Source organism: Tsukamurella sp. DT100, from assembly GCF_049844855.1.
In the GTDB taxonomy this organism is placed as follows: Bacteria; Actinomycetota; Actinomycetes; order Mycobacteriales; family Mycobacteriaceae; genus Tsukamurella.
The window spans coordinates 452176-468586 of sequence record NZ_JBNCLV010000004.1 but is presented as its reverse complement, the minus strand read 5'-3'; the positions used below and the strand labels follow the sequence as shown (position 1 = coordinate 468586).

Annotated in this window: 18 protein-coding genes; 9 read left to right on the top strand and 9 right to left on the bottom strand. The window is 72.2% G+C overall.

Features of this window, described 5'->3' with window-relative positions:
• Positions 1-2: 2 nt before the first annotated feature.
• Positions 3-974, bottom strand: coding sequence for a pirin family protein (locus ACLQ3K_RS12585; protein WP_336669813.1), 972 nt, complete (start codon positions 972-974; stop codon positions 3-5).
• 320 nt (positions 975-1294) lie between these two features.
• Here ACLQ3K_RS12585 and ACLQ3K_RS12580 point away from each other — a divergent pair, with 320 nt between their 5' ends.
• From ACLQ3K_RS12580 to ACLQ3K_RS12570, 3 genes are read left to right on the top strand one after another with little or no spacing between them, the layout of a single operon-like run.
• Entirely contained in the window at positions 1295-2149 is an 855-nt protein-coding gene (locus tag ACLQ3K_RS12580; protein WP_425999664.1) for an alpha/beta fold hydrolase, read from the top strand.
• Between the two features lie 24 nt (positions 2150-2173).
• Positions 2174-3487: a D-inositol-3-phosphate glycosyltransferase gene (gene mshA, locus ACLQ3K_RS12575; RefSeq protein WP_425999662.1), complete on the top strand. Its 1314-nt coding sequence runs from the start codon at positions 2174-2176 to the stop codon at positions 3485-3487.
• A gap of 5 nt (positions 3488-3492) precedes the next feature.
• Positions 3493-3999 carry a YbjN domain-containing protein gene (locus ACLQ3K_RS12570; protein WP_374201283.1) on the top strand — a complete coding sequence of 169 codons (507 nt, stop codon included), beginning with the start codon at positions 3493-3495 and terminating at the stop codon, positions 3997-3999.
• Here the strand turns inward: ACLQ3K_RS12570 and ACLQ3K_RS12565 are convergent.
• Complete coding sequence (locus ACLQ3K_RS12565) at positions 3947-5440, bottom strand: MFS transporter (protein ID WP_425999660.1); 1494 nt, start codon at positions 5438-5440, stop codon at positions 3947-3949. The two genes, ACLQ3K_RS12570 and ACLQ3K_RS12565, sit on opposite strands and share 53 nt — an antisense overlap.
• A 96-nt stretch (positions 5441-5536) precedes the next feature.
• Between ACLQ3K_RS12565 and ACLQ3K_RS12560 the strand changes: the two genes are divergently transcribed.
• From ACLQ3K_RS12560 to nagB, 3 genes are all read left to right on the top strand, one after another.
• Positions 5537-6130, top strand: a complete 594-nt coding sequence (locus ACLQ3K_RS12560) for a hypothetical protein (protein WP_425999658.1) — start codon at positions 5537-5539, stop codon at positions 6128-6130.
• On the top strand, positions 6127-6627 hold the full coding sequence (locus tag ACLQ3K_RS12555) for a hypothetical protein (RefSeq protein ID WP_425999656.1): 501 nt from the start codon (positions 6127-6129) through the stop codon (positions 6625-6627). Before ACLQ3K_RS12560 ends, ACLQ3K_RS12555 begins: the two co-directional genes overlap by 4 nt.
• 66 nt (positions 6628-6693) lie before the next feature.
• Complete coding sequence (gene nagB / locus ACLQ3K_RS12550; RefSeq protein ID WP_224646009.1) at positions 6694-7473, top strand: glucosamine-6-phosphate deaminase; 780 nt, start codon at positions 6694-6696, stop codon at positions 7471-7473.
• A 4-nt stretch (positions 7474-7477) separates the two neighbouring features.
• On the opposite strand, the gene ACLQ3K_RS12545 is transcribed toward nagB, so the two are convergent.
• Positions 7478-8137: a TetR/AcrR family transcriptional regulator gene (locus ACLQ3K_RS12545; RefSeq protein ID WP_336669820.1), complete on the bottom strand. Its 660-nt coding sequence runs from the start codon at positions 8135-8137 to the stop codon at positions 7478-7480.
• 60 nt (positions 8138-8197) lie between these two features.
• Here ACLQ3K_RS12545 and ACLQ3K_RS12540 point away from each other — a divergent pair, with 60 nt between their 5' ends.
• Positions 8198-9580, top strand: a complete 1383-nt coding sequence (locus ACLQ3K_RS12540; protein ID WP_425999653.1) for an MFS transporter — start codon at positions 8198-8200, stop codon at positions 9578-9580.
• A gap of 9 nt (positions 9581-9589) precedes the next feature.
• Positions 9590-10720 carry a YbfB/YjiJ family MFS transporter gene (locus ACLQ3K_RS12535; RefSeq protein WP_425999651.1) on the top strand — a complete coding sequence of 377 codons (1131 nt, stop codon included), beginning with the start codon at positions 9590-9592 and terminating at the stop codon, positions 10718-10720.
• A gap of 127 nt (positions 10721-10847) precedes the next feature.
• Here ACLQ3K_RS12535 and ACLQ3K_RS12530 read toward each other — a convergent pair whose 3' ends face one another.
• The 5 genes from ACLQ3K_RS12530 to ACLQ3K_RS12510 form a co-directional block, all read right to left on the bottom strand.
• Positions 10848-11258 (bottom strand): hypothetical protein, encoded by a 411-nt coding sequence (locus tag ACLQ3K_RS12530; RefSeq protein ID WP_224646013.1) that lies wholly within the window; start codon positions 11256-11258, stop codon positions 10848-10850.
• A gap of 121 nt (positions 11259-11379) precedes the next feature.
• Positions 11380-12378 (bottom strand): aldo/keto reductase, encoded by a 999-nt coding sequence (locus ACLQ3K_RS12525; RefSeq protein ID WP_224646014.1) that lies wholly within the window; start codon positions 12376-12378, stop codon positions 11380-11382.
• A 1-nt stretch (position 12379) separates the two neighbouring features.
• The gene (locus ACLQ3K_RS12520; protein WP_224646015.1) at positions 12380-12913 is read right to left on the bottom strand and encodes a MerR family transcriptional regulator; all 534 of its coding nucleotides are present in this window, start codon (positions 12911-12913) and stop codon (positions 12380-12382) included.
• A gap of 75 nt (positions 12914-12988) precedes the next feature.
• The gene (locus tag ACLQ3K_RS12515) at positions 12989-13573 is read right to left on the bottom strand and encodes a DinB family protein (RefSeq protein WP_224646016.1); all 585 of its coding nucleotides are present in this window, start codon (positions 13571-13573) and stop codon (positions 12989-12991) included.
• A 304-nt stretch (positions 13574-13877) separates the two neighbouring features.
• Positions 13878-14675, bottom strand: a complete 798-nt coding sequence (locus tag ACLQ3K_RS12510) for an ABC transporter ATP-binding protein (RefSeq protein ID WP_224646017.1) — start codon at positions 14673-14675, stop codon at positions 13878-13880.
• A gap of 36 nt (positions 14676-14711) precedes the next feature.
• Here ACLQ3K_RS12510 and ACLQ3K_RS12505 point away from each other — a divergent pair, with 36 nt between their 5' ends.
• Entirely contained in the window at positions 14712-15485 is a 774-nt protein-coding gene (locus tag ACLQ3K_RS12505; RefSeq protein WP_425999646.1) for a methyltransferase domain-containing protein, read from the top strand.
• Here ACLQ3K_RS12505 and ACLQ3K_RS12500 read toward each other — a convergent pair.
• A complete protein-coding gene (locus ACLQ3K_RS12500; protein WP_425999644.1) occupies positions 15467-16366 on the bottom strand; it encodes a LysR family transcriptional regulator in 900 nt (299 codons plus the stop codon). The genes ACLQ3K_RS12505 and ACLQ3K_RS12500 overlap by 19 nt on opposite strands.
• Between the last annotated feature and the right edge of the window lie 45 nt (positions 16367-16411).

Here is a 16411-nt window from a genome sequence, read left to right as displayed (position 1 = left end):
GGTCAGCGCACGACGTGCGGCATGAGCGCGTCGGGCGGGATCACGCCGAACTTGCCGGCGTTGTAGTCCTCGAGCGCCTGGATCAGCTCGGCCTTGGTGTTCATCACGAACGGGCCGTACTGCGCGACCGTCTCGCGGATCGGGCGGCCGCCCAGGATCAGCACCTCCATCGCGGGCCGGTGCGAGTCCTGCGACTCGTCGGCGGCCACGGTGATCCGGTCGCCGGGGCCGAGCTGCGCGAGTTGGCCCTGGTGGATCGGGTGCCCCACCGGCCCGACGGTGCCCTTGCCGCTCAGCACGTAGACCAGCGCGTTGAAGTCGCGGTTCCACGGCAGCGAGGCCTCGGCGCCGGGCGCGATGGTCGCGTGCACGAAGTTGATCGGCGTGCGGGTGGAGCCGGGGCCGGCGTGCCCGTCGACCTCGCCCGCGACGACGCGGATCAGCGCGCCGCCGTCCTGCGTGGTGACGAGCGTGGTCTGGCCGCCCTCGAGGTTCTGGTAGGCGGGCGTCGTGAACTTCTCCGACTTGGGGAGGTTCACCCACAACTGGATGCCGTGGAAGGTGCCGCCCGACTCGACCAGCTCGGCCGGCGGGGTCTCGATGTGCAGGATGCCGGAGCCCGCGGTCATCCACTGGGTGGCGCCGTCCTGGATGAGTCCGCCGCCGCCGTGGCTGTCCTGGTGCTGGAACAGGCCGTCGATCATGTAGGTCACGGTCTCGAAGCCGCGGTGCGGGTGCCAGTTCGTGCCCTTGGGCTCGCCGGGCTCGTACTCGACCTCGCCCATCTGGTCCATGTGGATGAACGGGTCCAGGTCGCGCGGGTGCACGCCGGCGAAGGCGCGGACGACGGGGAAGCCCTCGCCCTCGTGGCCGCGGGGGCCGGTCGTGATCTTCCGGACGGGGCGTTCGGTGTCCGACGGTGCCGCCGCGGCGATGCGGGGCAGGGTCAGGGTGTCTGCGGTGACGGCGGGCATGTCGTCCTCCTCGATTGGCTGGTGACGCTGACACTACCATCAACCGGACCGTGGTCCGATTAATTCCGCGATGAGGTGGCGCGGCGTGACGTCGTGCGTCCGGCCGGTAGTGGGGTGCAGTCCGGCGACTATGAAAACGTGACCGCTGGTGACGATTCAGGCATGCCGCAATGTCCGGATTGGCACCAGCGGTCACGTTTTCATAGCTGCCGAATCGAGTGCCGCACGGCCCGCGTCCCCGCGCGGGCGTAATGGCCCTCGGACGGCGGCCGCACCGGACTCGAGACGGTCCACGGGGCGTGCCAGCTAGTGTCGGAGCCGTGACTCGATCAGTGGGATTGGCCGTCTCGTACGACGGCACGGAGATCTTCTACGCCGACTACGCGGACGGGGCGGACCCGGCGAAGCCGACGTTCCTGCTGGTCCACGGCTGGTCGGCGAGCTCGGACTCGTGGGGCGCGCCGTTCATCGGTGAGCTCACCGCCGCCGGGCACCGCGTGGTCGCCGTGGACAATCGCGGCCACGGGCGCAGCTCGGTCCCGGACTCCGACCACCCGTACTCCACGGAGCGCTTCGCCGACGACCTCGCGGTGATCCGCCGCGACCTGGGCCTGACCGACGTGATCCTCGTCGGCTGGTCCTACGGCGGCCTCGTCATCGCGGACCACCTCGCCACCCACGGCACGGACGGGGTCACGGCCGTCGGGCTCATCGGCGCCATCACGTCCATCGGCGGCTCGAAGGAGACCGGCCCGTTCCCCGGCGGCGTCACCGGCGACTCCATGAACGCCGCCCTCCCGGCAGCGCTGTCCGCGCACCCCGGCAAGGCCATCACCGCCCTGGCGAAGCTGCGGATGCTGCCGCACGGCTTCGACCAGGACGCGCTCGGCCCCGTCGCCCAGCAGCAGTTCGGCATCGCGCTGTCCACGCCTCCGGCCGTGCGCGGCGGGCTGTTCCGGCGCACCGTCGACCACGACGCCGACCTCGCGGCCTGGACCTTCCCGGTCCTGGTGCAGCACGGCCGCGACGACGAGGTGGTGGCACCGTCGACCGCGGAGCACCACGCCCGGATCCTGCCGAACGCGACCCTGTCCTGGTGGGACGGCGGCGGGCACGCCCCCTTCGTGGTCGACCCCGCTCGCAGCGCCCGCGAACTCCTCGAACTGGCGCCCTGATCGGCCGGGGTTAAGCTGGACGACGTGCCTACTGGGAAGTCCGCGGCCCCCGTGCCGCGCCGGATCGCGGTGCTGTCGGTGCACACGTCGCCGCTGGCCCAGCCCGGGACGGGCGACGCCGGCGGGATGAACGTCTACATCTGGCAGACCGCCCTCGAGCTCGCGAAGCGCGGCATCGAGGTCGAGATCTTCACCCGCGCCACCGCCTCGGCCGACCAGCCGATCGTCGAGGCCGCGCCCGGCATCCGCGTGCGCAACATCGTCGCGGGGCCCTTCGAGGGCCTGGACAAGACGGACCTGCCCGCGCAGCTGTGCGCCTTCGCCGCGGGCGTGCAGCGCGCCGAGGCCCGCGAGGAGCCCGGCTACTTCGACCTGATCCACTCGCACTACTGGCTCTCCGGCCAGGTCGGCTGGCTCGCGCGCGACCGCTGGGGCGTGCCGCTGGTGCACACCGCGCACACCCTCGCCGCGGTGAAGAACGACGCCCTCGCGGTCGGCGACACCGCGGAGCCCCAGGCCCGGCTCATCGGCGAACAGCAGGTCTCCGACGAGGCCGACCGGCTCATCGTCAACACCGAGGTCGAGGCCGGCCAGCTCGCGCGGATCCACGACGTGCCGCCCGGCCGCATCGACGTGGTGTACCCGGGCGCCGACCTGAACACCTACACCCCCGGCGACGGGGCCGCCGCGCGCGCCGAGCTCGGCATCGCGCCCGACGAGCTGGTGCTCACCTTCGTCGGCCGCATCCAGCCGCACAAGGCGCCCGACCTGCTTCTCCGCGCCGCCGCGCCGCTGATCCACGCGCACCCCGAGCGCCGCATCCGAGTGCTGGTGATCGGCGGACCGTCCGGCACCGGGCTTGAGCGTCCGGACGCGCTGATCGCGCTGGTCCGCGAGCTCGGCATCGAGCACGCGGTCACGTTCGGCCCGCCGCGCCCGCCCGCCGGGCTCGCCGAGGTCTACCGCGCCTCCGACGTGGTCGTCGTGCCCAGCTACTCCGAGTCCTTCGGCCTCGTCGCCGTCGAGGCGCAGGCGTGCGGCACGCCCGTCGTGGCCGCGAAGGTCGGCGGCCTGCCGGTCGCCGTCGCCGACGGCGTCTCGGGCCGCCTCGTCGACGGCCACGAGCCCCAGGTGTGGACCGCCGTGCTCGACGAGGTCACCGCGGATCCCACGCTGCGGCAACGGCTTTCCGACGGTGCCGCCGCCCACGCCCGGCAGTTCTCCTGGGCGCGCACGGCCGACGGCCTCCTGGAGAGCTACGGGAAGTCGATGCAGGCGCGGAGCGAGGCGGCGCAGACGGTGCGCCGCCGGCGACGCAGAACAGGAGCGCGGGTATGACCACGATGACGCCCGAACAGGTCGAGGCGGCGCTCGCCGAGCGCGAACTGGAGTTCACGCGCAAGGAGGAGACGGGCACGGACGCCGCCCACTTCGTCATCGAGTTGCCCGGCGAGAAGAAGCTGAAGACCACCACCCTGCTCACGCTGGGCACGCACGGCGCGCGGGTGGAGGCCTTCGTCTGCCGGCACGTCGATGAGAACTTCGAGGGCGTGTACCGCTATCTGCTGCAGCGCAACCGGCGCCTGTACGGGGTGGCGTACACGCTCGACAAGGCCGGCGACATCTACCTCACCGGCAAGTTCGCCGAGCTCACCGAGGACGAGCTGGACCGGATCCTCGGGCAGGTGCTCGAGGCCGCCGACGGCGACTTCAACATCCTGCTGGAGATGGGCTTCTCCACCGCGATCCGCCGCGAGTTCGACTGGCGCGTCTCCCGCGGCGAACCGCTGTGGAACCTCAAGCCCTTCGAGCACCTGCTGCCAGACTTTCCGGAGCTTCCGGAGCGCTGACCTCGTCGGCACCCTCGGCGACGGTGCGCGTGCGCGGGATCGCCAGCGCGACAACGGCCGCGACCGCGGCGACGATGCCGGCGATCACGAAGGAACTGGTGAACGCGGATTCCGCGGGCAGCTCGACGGCGCGCGGCGTGCCGGCGCCCAGGGTGATGGTGGTGCGGGTGAGCACCGTCGCCATCACGGCCGAGGCGACCGCGGTGCCCATGGAGCGCATGAGCGAGTTCAGGCCGTTCGCGGCGGCGGACTCGGTCTCCGGGACGTTGCCCATGATGAGCGCGGGCATCGCCGAATAGGCCACGCCCACACCGCCGAAGACGATCATCGAGCCGAGCGACATCTTCCAGGTCGCGTCGGTCAGGCCGAGGAGCGCGAAGTAGCCGACGGCCGACATGGCGGCGCCGATCGCGAGCGTCAGGCGCGCGCCGATCCGCTTGGTGAGCAGCGCGGAGACGGGGGACAGAGCCATCATCACCAGGCCGCCGGGCACCATCCACAGGCCTGCGTTGAGCATGGTCAGGCCCAGGCCGTAGCCGCTGGCCTCCGGGATCTGCAGCAGCTGCGGCATCGTCAGCATGAGCGAGAACATCGCGAAGCCGACCATGATCGAGGCGAGGTTGGTGAGCAGGATCGGGCGGCGCGCCGAGATCCGCAGGTCCACCAGGGATTCGCGGGTGCGCAGCTCCCACCAGCCCCACGCCAGCAGCACGAGCACGCCGCCGACGGCGCAGCCGATCGTGGCCGCCGAGGTCCAGCCCCAGCTCTGCCCCTTGGTGATCGAGAGCAGGACGGAGACCAGGCCGACGCTGAGGCCGACGGTGCCGACCACGTCGAACTTGCCGGGGTTGAGGTTCGGCGATTCCGGGACCACCACGTACACCAGGCCGAGCGTGATGACGCCCAGCGCGAGCGAGAACCAGAACAGCGTGTGGTAGTCGAAGTGCTCGGAGATGTAGGCGCCGAACGGGATACCGATCGCGCCGCCCACGCCGAGCATCGCCGACATGAGCGCGACGGCGCCGGGGATCTTCTTCGCGTGCAGCTCGTCGCGCATGAGCGAGATGCCCACGGGCACCAGGCCCATCGCGAAGCCCTGGAACGAGCGGCCCACGACGGTGAGCAGCAGCGTGTGCGAGAGCGCGCAGATCAGCGAGCCCGCGATGAGGCTCAGCAGGCTGGTGAGCAGGATGAGGCGCTTGCCGTACATGTCGCCGAGACGGCCGGCGATCGGCATCGCGACCGACGAGGCCAGCAGCGTCGAGGTGATGACCCACGCGGCGTTGTCGGCGGAGGTGTTCAGCAGGTGCGGCAGCTGGCCGACGAGCGGCACCACCAGCGACTGCATGAGGGAGGCGAGGAGTCCGCCGAGGCACAGGACGGCGATGAGGATCCCGTCCGACGGGGCCCCGGCGCGGGTCTTTCGGAGCATGTCTGTCATGCCGCACGACGGTAGTTGCAGAATACAACTCAAGCAACCGGATGCGGCGAGCGTCACCCCCGCCGGGGGCACTGTGACGTGCATTAATGTGGAGCCATGAACTACCCCAATCCGGGCTTTCCGCCCTCCGGTCCGGGCCCCGGGGGGCCGGCGCCGGGCCCCGCGGCGGGGCCCGCCCGGCCGCGTCCCGGCCGAGCCGGGATCTGGGTCGGCATCGCCCTGCTCGTCGCCGCGGTCGTGGGGCCGTTGGGCATCGCGCTGACGGTCGTCATCCCCGCGTGGGACCTCGACCGCCGGTCCGTTCCCGCGGACGGGGCGCCGCACGGTGTCGTTCTCCCCGCGAACGCGGACTACGCGATCTACACGGCCAATTCGGAGTACCTGAGCCAGCGCGACCCGGCGTGCACCGCCGTCGACGGCGCGGGCGCCGAGGTGGAGCTGCGTCCGCTCGCCGGCACCACCACGGTCGGTGGATGGAAGGTGCTGCGCCGCTTCGACACCGGATCGGGCACGGTGGTCGTGACCTGTGAATCCCCCGAGGGGGTGAGGCAGAACGTGGAGGTCGGGAAGTACCCGCGCTTCGGCCCGATGATCGGGGCGATCTTCGGCGCGCTCGCGCTCGGCGGCGTTCTCGGGCTCTCCGGGTTCCTCTGCGTCCTCGTCACCGCGGTCCGGAGGTCGAAGGCGTGAGTCCGACCGCGAAGCTCCGGGCCGGCGCCGCGATGATCCTCGCGGCGGTCGTCGTGCCGATCCTCCTCGTCCTCACCCTCACCCTGCCGCAGTTCCGGCTCGACGCGCAGACCGTCCCCCTCGACGGTGCGCCGCACGCCGCCTCGCTCCCGGCCGGCGCCGAGTACGCGGTGCTGGCGGCCACGCGGACCAAGGAGGGCGCACCGTCGTGCGTGCTGACCGGGCCCGACGGTGCGCCGATCCCGCTGCGCGAGGTCTCCGGGGGCGTCACGGTGGAGAACCGGATGGTGCTGCGCGTCTTCGACACGGGCACCGGTGCGGTCACGGCGAGCTGCCCGCCGACCCCCGGCTACACGGAGGTCGCGCTCGGCAAGCGCCCCGACATGACGCGCCTGCTCGGCGGGATCTTCGGCGCCTTCGGCTTCGCCCTGCTGGTCGGCGGGCCGGGCCTGGTGCTGCTCATCGGGGGCCTGCGGGGGCGTGCTCGCGACGCCTGAAATTTGGTTATGACCAGTTTGGCTGATCTGCGGGTATCCCGCGGTCACGCGCCTTAGGATGGCCGCATGGAAATCGTGATCCGTCCGACTCCCGCCGACGTCGCCGTCACCGCCGCCGACATCGTGGCCGAGCACGTGCGCCGCGGCCCCGCGGTGCTGGGGCTGGCCACCGGTTCCACGCCGCTCGCCACGTATCAGGAGCTCATCCGACGCCACCGCGACGAGGGGCTGAGCTTCAAGGACTGCGTCTCCTTCAACCTCGACGAGTACGTCGGGCTGCCGAAGGGGCACCCCGAGAGCTACCGCGAGGTGATCCGCAAGGAGTTCACCTCGCACGTCGACATCCCCGACGCCAAGGTCGAGGGCCCGGACGGCACGGCCGCCGACATCGCCGCCGAGGCGAAGCGCTACGAGGACGCGATCAAGGCCGCGGGCGGCGTCGACGTGCAGCTGCTGGGCATCGGCACCGACGGGCACATCGGCTTCAACGAGCCGGTCTCGTCGCTGGCCTCGCGCACCCGGATCAAGACCCTCACCACGCAGACCCGCGAGGACAACGCGCGGTTCTTCGCCTCCATCGACGAGGTGCCGATCCACGTGCTCACGCAGGGGCTCGGCACCATCTCCGAGGCGGAGCACCTGCTGCTGCTCGCCACGGGCGAGGGCAAGGCCGAGGCGATCGCCGCCACCGTCGAGGGGCCCGTCGCCGCGATCAACCCCGCGTCGGTGCTCCAGTTCCACCCGCACGTCACCGTCGTCATCGACGAGGCCGCCGCGTCGCGGCTGCGGCTGAAGGACTACTACGTGCACGTGCTGGCCAACAAGCCGGCGAACCAGCCCTTCTAGGAACTCAGGACCCCTCGGGCCCGAACAGGCCCGCCATCAGCGCCGCGAGGGTCACGGCGAAGTCGTCGACGGTGGCGGGCTTCGCATCCAGTTCCGCGCTCGCGCGCAGGTTCGGCACGGTGTCCCGCGGCATCGTCCCGACGATCTCGTCCATGCGCTCGTGGGTGAGCGGCGTCCCCTCCGCGCGCTGCCGCAGGTGCGAGAGCACGCTGCCCAGGGTGAGGCTCCACAGCGCGCGGTAGGCGGCGAGCGCGGCCGCGCGGTCGCCCGTGAGCTCGTACGCCGCGCCCATCACGGCATCGGTGAGGAGGAGCGCGCCGCGGCCGATCCGCTGCGGCCGGATGAGCGCCTCCGGCACCCAGGGGTGCGCCGTGAGCGACTCGTAGAGCGTCGTCATCGCCATCCGGATGCAGGCGTGCGGTTCGTCGGGGAAGGTGATCGCCGCGAAGGGCTCCGCGATCGCGTCGAGCGCCAGGGCGAGCAGGTTCTCCTTGTCGTCCACGTGGCGGTACAGAGCCATGGTGGTCACGCCCAGGTCGCCGGCGAGCGCCTTCATGGTGAGCCCGTCGACGCCGGCCTCGTCGAGCACGACGAGGGCCCGCTCGACGATCTTCTCCCGCGTGATGCTGGGCGGGCGGCCGCGGCGCGGCGTGATCTGGCGCATGCCCACATTCTGGCGGAGAGGGCTTGTGGGTGCTCATGACTGAGGCTACCCTTCCAATTTATGTTACGTGATACACAAAAAACTCCGGTGCGGGCGGCGCTCCACCTCGCCGCGCTCTCCCAGTTCCTCGTCGCCTTCGACGCCTCCGTCACCAACGTCGCGCTCCGGGCGATCCGGGACGACGTGCACTTCACCCCACAGGGCCTGTCGTGGGTGGTCAACGCGTACGCGATCGTCTTCGGCGGGCTGCTCCTCCTGGCCGGCCGGCTCTCCGACCGGTTCGGCCCGCGGGCGCTGCTCCGGTTCGGCTTCGCGCTGTTCACCGTCGCCTCCTTGGCGGCCTACCTGTGTCACGAGCCCTGGCAGGTGATCGCGGTGCGGGTGCTGCAGGGCGTCGGCGCCGCCGCGATCGCGCCCGCCGCGATCACCTCCGTGGCGCTCACCTTCCGCGAGCCCGCGCAGCGCGCGAAGGGCTTCGCCGCCATCGCGATCGGCGCGTCGGTCGGCGGCGCCGTGGGTGTGGTGCTCTCCGGCGTCCTCACCGACGCCTTCGGCTGGCGCACCGTCATCGCCTGCGGCGCTGTGGTGTCCGCGCTCGGCCTCGCCCTCTCGTACGCCGCTCCCGGGCCGGTGGAGGGGGCGGACCGTCGGACGGACTGGGCCGGCGGCGTGCTCGCCACCGCGGGCCTGACGGTGCTCGCCTACGGCATCGTGGCGGCCACCGACAACGGCTGGGGCAGCGCGCGCACGCTGGGCTGGTTCGTCGTCGCCGCGGTGCTGCTCGCGGCCTTCGTGGCCGTCGAGCGCCGAACGACGGTGCCGCTGCTGGACTTCCACGTGCTCGCCCGGCGCGACGTGCTGGTCCCGTGCCTGGTGTTCGCCTTCGTGGTCGCGGGCCAGTTCGGCGCGTTCTACTTCGTGTCGCTGTATCTGCAGATGGGCCTGGGCTATTCGGCGACCAAGACCGGACTGATGTTCCTGCCCTTCTCCTTCGGCATCGTGGTCGCGGTGCAGATCGCGTCGCGCCTCGTGCCCCGGATCGGCGCCCGCCGGGTGGTGGCGATCGGCACGGCGCTGGCGACCGTCGGCTTCCTGCTCTTCGCGCCGCTCCCCGCGGACGGCGGCTTCCTCACCGCCGTGCTCATCCCGTCGCTGGTCACCTCGGTCGGCATCGGCATGGTCTTCCTGCCGCTGCCGGCTGTGGCGACCGCCGCGGTGGCACCGGCGGCCGCGGGCATGGTCTCGGGTGCGCTCAACACCTTCCGTCAGGTGGGCGGTGCGCTCGGGCTCGCGATCCTGGTCACCGTCTCCGCCGCCGTGAACGGCGACGGCGCCGTCCTCCCCGGCTACCGCTCCGCGCTGCTGGTGAGCGCGGGCCTCGTCGCGGCGGCCTTCGCCCTCGCGCTCCTCCTGCCCGCGAAGCAGGAGAACCCTGCTCGTTAGAATGGCGTAGTGAATACGCGGCAGCTCGGCTTCGGCGCCCTCGCCGGACTCGCGGCGGCGATGGGGCTCGGGCGGTTCGTCTACACGCCGATCCTGCCGCTCATGCAGGAGCAGACCGGCATCTCGCCCGGCTCCACCGCGGTCGTCGCCACGTTCAACTACCTCGGATACTTCCTCGGCGCCCTGGCGCTGGCGGTCCAACCGCGGCTGGCCCGCAGCCGGGGACTGCTGCGGGCCTCGCTGCTCGCGCTGGTCGCCAGCGAGGTGGCGATGGTGCTGGCCGTGAGCGTGCCGCTGTGGTCCGGCGTGCGGCTGATCGCCGGGCTCGCCAGCGCCGTCGTCTTCGTCTACTGCGCCGGCGCGGTGGCCGGGACCGCCGCGGCGGGCGTCGCCTTCTGCGGCGTCGGTGTCGGGATCGCCGCGTCGGGCGTGGTGGTCGTCGCGCTGGGGGAGGTCGTCGGCTGGCAGGTCCTGTGGTGGGTGGCCGCGGTGGCGACCGCGCTGTTCGGGCTGTTCGCGTGGCGGCTCCCGCCGGGCGCGTCCGGCCCCGTCGCACGGCCCGACGGTGCCCCCGCGCCCCGGCCCGGTGTGGCCGGGTGGGCGCTCGGGATCAGCTACTTCCTCGAGGGGCTCGGCTACATCGTGCTCGGCACCTTCCTCGTCGCCGCCGTGGCCGTCGGCGGGCGGCCCTGGGAGGGGCCCGCGGCGTGGGTGATCGTCGGCCTCGCGGCCGCCGTGTCGCCGCTGATCTGGGCGCGGCTGCGGCGGTACCGTTCCGCGGAATCGCTGCTGGTGATCGCGCTGCTGCTGCAGGTGGTCTCCGCGGTGCTGCCCGCGCTGGTCCACGGTCCCGCGGCGGCCGCCGTCTCGGCGGTCCTGTTCGGCGGCACCTTCATCGGCGCAGTGCAACTGTCGATGGAGGCGGGCGCGCGGATCGGCATTCCCCGGTCGGCCGCCGTGCTCACCGCGGGGTACGGCATCGGCCAGATCGTGGGCCCGCTCGTCGTCGCGCCGATGCTCGGCGACGGCTACGACGCGGCGTTCCTCACCGCCGGTGGCGTGCTCGTCGCCTCCGCGGCGCTGGCCGCCTTCGCCCGCTGGACGGCGCCGGATCGGGCCGCCACTCCGGGCATCCGCTGACCTGTGCCGCCCAGCGGCGCACCCCTGTGATTCCGCGGAGGTCGCGCCGCTGGGGAACACATCTCAGCGGGTACGCCGAGTACCTCCTCCGCGCGCGTGAGGTCCGACGGCACCGGGATGCCCCGCGTCAGGCCGGCACGAATCCGAGCGAGGCGGGCCTGTTCTTGGCCGGAGGCGCGGCGTAGTAGACGTCCACTGTCTGGCCGGGGAGCACGCGCACGGGCAGGTACTGCCAGGTGAAGGTGACCGTGTCCGTGTTGCATGCGACGCGCAGCAATCGATCGCCCGCCTCCACCGTCAGCGTGTTCGTTCTCCACATCGTCGCCAGCGGCCACTGCTCGACCAGCCCGTCCACGGTGGCCCAGACGTCGGGACCGTTGCCGCCCAGGTCGATGAGATCCGTCGGGTCGCGGGTCCAGAGGAAGTCGGCGATGCGGTTCACGAGGTCGAACCGCTGCCAGAACCCGCGTCGGCCCCGCCGGCAGTGGAGCCGGATCCGGCCCGTCGGGCCCCCGGCCTTCGTCGGATGGGGATGCATCGATTCTCCTGGAGGTCAGCACGGATCTTCTTGCCGAACTCCACGATTCCCGCGACCCCTCGGTGTCGCCTTGCCCGGCGGTTGGCCCGCACTGCGGCGGCGCGGGCCGACCGCCGGAGTATCAGCGCTGCTGCAGCGTGCGCTGCGGGAGGCGGCTGCCCACGGCCGACAGAGCGGTCAGCTCGGCGAGCTGGTCCGCGGTGAGCGCGACGGCGGCGGCGCCGAGGTTGTCGCCGAGGTGCTTGCGCCGCGTAGTTCCCGGGATCGGCACGACGTCCTCGCCCTGCGCCAGCACCCACGCGAGCGCGACCTGCGCGGCGGTCACCGGCGCACCGTCGGCCCCGGCACCGGAGGCGGTGAGGTCGGCGGCGATGGCGTCGATCCGGTCCACGAGCCGTAGGTTCGCCTCGAGGTTCTCGCCCTGCCAGCGCGGGATCGACTGGCGGAAGTCGTCGCCGCCCAGCGCCGCGGCGACGGCTTTGCGGTCGGCCGTGAGTAGGCCCCGCCCGAGCGGGCTGAAGGGCACCAGGCCGGCGCCCACCTCGCGGGCGGCCTGCAGCGGACCGTCCTCGACGTCGCGGGTGAAGATCGAGTACTCCGACTGCAGCGCGGCGATCGGGTGCACGGAGGCGGCCTTGCGGATGTCCTCGGCGGTCGCCTCGGACAGCCCCAGCGCGCGGACCTTGCCCGCCGCCACCTGCTCGGCCATCGCGCCCACGGTCTCCTCGACGGGCACCTGCGGATCGACGCGGTGCAGGTAGTAGAGGTCGATCACGTCGACGCCGAGGCGGCGCAGCGAGCCGTCGACGCACCCGGCCACCCGCTCCGGGCGGCCGTCGAGGCCGATCGGCCTTGCGTTCTCGTCGTTGACGAAGCCGAACTTGGTGGCGAGCACGATCTCGTCGCGGTGCGCCTGAACGAAGGGGGCGAGGAACTCCTCGTTGGCGCCGTTGCCGTACATGTCGGCCGTGTCGTAGAGCGTCACGCCGGCGGCGAGCGCGGCCTCGAGGGTGGCGCGAGCCTCGTCGGGATCGGCCGATCCGTAGGCGTGGCTCATGCCCATGCAGCCGAGGCCGAGGGCGGAGACGCGCAGGTCGCCGAGGGTGCGAGTGGGGAGCATGTCAGTCCTTCAGGTCGAGTTCGTGGGCTGCGACGGTGCCGGCCGCCGCGGTGTCGGGAGTGGTGGCCGGTGCGCCGGCGACGCAGTCGCCGAGCCCGCCGCCGTAGGTGGCGATCTTGTAGTCGATGACCGCGAGCGAGTACTGCAGCTCCTCGATCTGCGCGGCCGTGCGGGCACGGTGCGCCGTGAGGAGTGCGAGGCGGGCGGGGATCGTGGCGTCGCCGCCGTCCACGAGGTGGACGTACTCCGTGATGTCGGCGATCGGCATGCCGGACAGGCGGAGCCGGGTCAGGAAGATGACCCGCGCGATCGCCTGCGGCCCGTAGCGACGGTGCCCGGCGCCGTCCCGGTCGACCGTGACCAGGCCGACCCGCTCGTAGTAGCGCAGCGTGTGGCCCGAGACGCCCACCAGCTCCGCCATCTCGGCGACGGTGAGCGGCCCCTCCTGGGCCGGCCCGGCGAGGATCTCCGCCGCGCTCGGCAGCGGCCCGCGCGAGCGGACGATGGATGCGAGTTCTTCCGTGTGTGCGACCACGTGAGCAACGCTAAGCCTTCGAGCGCACTCGAAGTCAACACCGTTTCGCAGGCGCCCGGATCCGTCGGTGCTGTGTCAGTCGCGCTCAGGTGTCCAGGGCCGGACGAAGCCCAGGTCGCCCATGCCCTCGGCCGCGGCGATGAGTGGGTATCCGGTGGCGCCGTCGATCTCCTCGCGGAGGATGTCGGCGTGGCCGGAGTGGCGGGCCACCTCCTCGATGACGTGGAGCAGGATCCAGCGCACCGTCCACCCCTCGAAGCCGTCGGGGAACCACGGCGCCGGGCGCGCGGGAGCGACGGCGTCGAGATTCGCGGTGTCTGCGACGGCGAGGACGCGTGCGGTGGCGGCGTCGTGGGCGGCGAGCAGGGTCGCGAGCGTCTCGCCCTCCCCGAGCCGGAAGTCATCGCCCTCGGCCATGGCGTCCAGCCGGGGATCGGAGAACAGCTCCGGCGCGGCCTCGGCGCGCGCGGACCAGGCGTTGACCGTGAGTGTGACGTGCTTGAGCAGCCCGCCTACGGTGAGCGTGCTGCGGGCGGGCGAGAGCCGGATCTGCGCCTCCGTGAGACCGAACGCGGTGTGCCGCAGACCGTCGAGCTGCTGCGTGAGGAAGCCACGGAGCCCGGCTCGCTCGGAATCGGCCGGGGGTGCCATGAAGGGCATGAAGAACTCCTGACGGGATCGAGGGGGACGTCCCCAGTCAAGCGCGGACCACTGACATCCGCCTCGATCGCGTCCTGCTGTTCGTATTCGGCGGCGAGCGCATCGGCGATCGCATCGGCGAGCGCACGGGCGGCGATCTCCTCCTGGGCGACCTCCAGCCACACGCAGTGTTCGAACGGCTCGTACTCGTCGTCGCTGTACATCCGGCACCTCCGTGGAAGGATGCCCCCAGTCTAGCGCCGAAAATCGATCACCAGATCACGAATCGATAACGATATCGAACGCGAATCGAACGAACGGCGCGCTACGACCGGGCTGTCCAGCGCCCATCCTGGCGCGCGATGGTGATCGGGTGGTCGAAGGCGTGGCTGATCGCGTCGGTGGTCAGGACGTCGTCGACGGCGCCCGCCGCGGTGATCCGGCCGTCGCGGATCAGAACCGCGTGCGTGGTGGTCACGGGGATCTCCTCCAGGTGGTGGGTCACCAGGATCGACGCGAGCTCGGGGTGGGCGCGCCGCGCACCGTCGACCGTGGTCAGGAGGCGCTCGCGGGCGGCGAGGTCGAGCCCCGTCGCCGGCTCGTCCAGCAGGAGGAGATCGGGCTCGCCCATGAGCGCGCGCGCGATCAGCGCCCGCCCCCGCTCGCCCTGGGAGAGGGTGGGCCAGCGCGATTCCACGTGCCGCGCCATCCCGAGCGTCTCGACGAGCTCCTCCGCGCGGGTGCGCTGCGCGTCGGTCGGCGCCCAGCGCGGCGGGAACTCGGGCGTGTTCGTCACGCCGGTGATCACGACGTCGCGCACCGTCAGCGGCTGGTCCAGGCGGTGGCGCGGGTTGACGTGCCCGATGTGCGTGCGCAGCTCGCGCATGTCCACCCGCCCGAGGCGCTTGCCGAGCACGTCGACGGTGCCGCGGGTCGGGTGGGTGACCGCGCCGCACAGGCCGAGCAGCGTCGACTTCCCGGCGCCGTTCGCGCCCAGCAGGACCCAGTGCTCGCCCCGGCGTACGGTGAGGGAGACGTCGTCGAGGAGGTTGCGACCGGTGCGGACCAGGTCCACGTGGTCGATGCTCAGCACGTGCGGATCGTTCGTCGCGGTATCAGTCACAGTCCACCTCTCCACTCCAATTGATTGGATGATTGTATGACTTCTCATCGGTGGGATCCATCCCAGTACCTCCGCTACGGCGACGAGCGCACTCGCCCGTTCCTCGACCTGCTCGCCCGCATCCCCGGTGACGCACGCACCGTCGTCGACCTCGGCTGCGGCCCGGGCAACGACGTCGCGCCGCTGCGCGCCCGCTGGCCGGACGCTGCGATCCACGGCGTCGACTCCAGCGAGGAGATGATCGAGCGCGCCCGCGCCGACGTCGCCGATCCGCGTGCGACCTTCGCGGTCGGGGACGCCGCCGCCTGGCGCCCCGACGGCGAGCGCCCCGACGTGATCGTCTCGAACGCCATGTACCAGTGGGTCGATCGGCACATCGACCTGCTGCCCGCCACCGCCGACGGTGCCGCCCGCGCCTTCGCCTTCCAGGTACCCGGCAACCAGGACGCGCCCTCGCACGCCCTCCTGTGGCGCCTGGCGGCGGAGTACGGCATCACCGACTTCCGCCGCATCGACGTGCGCGATCCCGCCGAATATCTTGCGGCGCTGCAGCGCCCAGGCTGGGCGGTCGACGCCTGGGAGACGACCTACCAACACGTGCTGCAGGGCCCCGACGCCGTCTTCGAGTGGATCTCCGGCACCGGCGCGCGCCCGGTGCTCGCGCGGCTCGACGGTGCCGAGCGCGCGGACTTCGTCGCCCGGTACAAGGCGGAGCTGAACACCGCCTACCCGCCCAAGGATTTCGGGACGGTGCTGCCCTTCCGTCGGATCTTCGTCGTGGCGACCCGGGATCAGGAGTCGAGCGCGTAGTCGCGGAAGGCGCGCACCGCGCGCGGTAGGGCCGTGTCGGGCCGCCAGATGAGTCCCACCTCGCGGGTCGGCGCGGGCCCGGACATGGGCACCAGCACCAGACCGGGTGGCCACAGCGGGTCCTCGTCGACGGGCAGCAGCGCCACCCCGAGGCCGGCCGCGACCAGGCCGGCGACGGTGAAGGACTCGGAGGATTCGAAGGCGATCCGCGGCCGGAATCCGGCGGCGGCGCAGCGCTCTTCGAGGATGCGGCGCAGGCCGAACTCGGGGTGCATCGTGATGAAGTCCGCGTCGGCGGCCTCGGACAGGTGCACGGACGGGCGCTCCGCCAGCGGGTGGCCGGCCGGCACGGCCAGCGCCAGGCGCTGCACCGCGAGCAGTCCGAAGGCGACGGCGCTGGTGGCGGGCCGCGGCGAGACGATCGCGAGGTCGGCCTCGTCGGCGAGCACCCGCTCGGTGACCGTCCCGGCGGCGAACTGCGACAGCTCGAAGGTCACCCGCGGCTCCAGCTCCCGGAAGCCGGAGACGAGCCGCGGCACCAGTGCCACGCCGAAGGAGTGCAGGAAGGAGAGCCGGATCGTGCCCTGCGAGGGGCTGCGGAGGTCGGCGATCTGGGCCCGCGCCGCCTCCAGCTCGGCGTGCGCGCGGCGCGCGTGGTCGAGGTAGATCTCGCCGCTCGCGTTGAGGACGAGGCGCCCGTGCCGCCGGTCGAACAGGGGCGCCCCGATGTCCGCCTCCAGGCGCGCCAGGGTGCGTGAGAGCGTGGGCTGGGTGATCCGCAGCGCCGCCGCGGCGTCGGTCATGTGCTGGGTCTCGGCGAGTGTGATGAACCGCGCGAGGTCGTCCGACGCGCTCGAAACAGGCCTACCAGCTGGGGTCATGCGTTCTTTCTATCAGGATCTACATATCCATGCATTTCACACATC

Excerpts from the sequence above, each read along its gene's own strand:
- ACLQ3K_RS12585 (WP_336669813.1), bottom strand. The coding sequence starts at position 974 with ATGCCCGCCGTCACCGCAGACACCCTGACCCTGCCCCGCATCGCCGCG.
- nagB (WP_224646009.1), top strand. The coding sequence starts at position 6,694 with ATGGAAATCGTGATCCGTCCGACTCCCGCCGACGTCGCCGTCACCGCC.
- ACLQ3K_RS12500 (WP_425999644.1), bottom strand. The coding sequence starts at position 16,366 with ATGACCCCAGCTGGTAGGCCTGTTTCGAGCGCGTCGGACGACCTCGCG.
- ACLQ3K_RS12570 (WP_374201283.1), top strand. The coding sequence starts at position 3,493 with ATGACGCCCGAACAGGTCGAGGCGGCGCTCGCCGAGCGCGAACTGGAG.
- ACLQ3K_RS12540 (WP_425999653.1), top strand. The coding sequence starts at position 8,198 with ATGTTACGTGATACACAAAAAACTCCGGTGCGGGCGGCGCTCCACCTC.
- ACLQ3K_RS12530 (WP_224646013.1), bottom strand. The coding sequence starts at position 11,258 with ATGCATCCCCATCCGACGAAGGCCGGGGGCCCGACGGGCCGGATCCGG.
- ACLQ3K_RS12515 (WP_224646016.1), bottom strand. The coding sequence starts at position 13,573 with ATGCCCTTCATGGCACCCCCGGCCGATTCCGAGCGAGCCGGGCTCCGT.
- ACLQ3K_RS12545 (WP_336669820.1), bottom strand. The coding sequence starts at position 8,137 with ATGCGCCAGATCACGCCGCGCCGCGGCCGCCCGCCCAGCATCACGCGG.
- ACLQ3K_RS12565 (WP_425999660.1), bottom strand. The coding sequence starts at position 5,440 with ATGACAGACATGCTCCGAAAGACCCGCGCCGGGGCCCCGTCGGACGGG.
- ACLQ3K_RS12505 (WP_425999646.1), top strand. The coding sequence starts at position 14,712 with ATGACTTCTCATCGGTGGGATCCATCCCAGTACCTCCGCTACGGCGAC.
- ACLQ3K_RS12525 (WP_224646014.1), bottom strand. The coding sequence starts at position 12,378 with ATGCTCCCCACTCGCACCCTCGGCGACCTGCGCGTCTCCGCCCTCGGC.
- ACLQ3K_RS12560 (WP_425999658.1), top strand. The coding sequence starts at position 5,537 with ATGAACTACCCCAATCCGGGCTTTCCGCCCTCCGGTCCGGGCCCCGGG.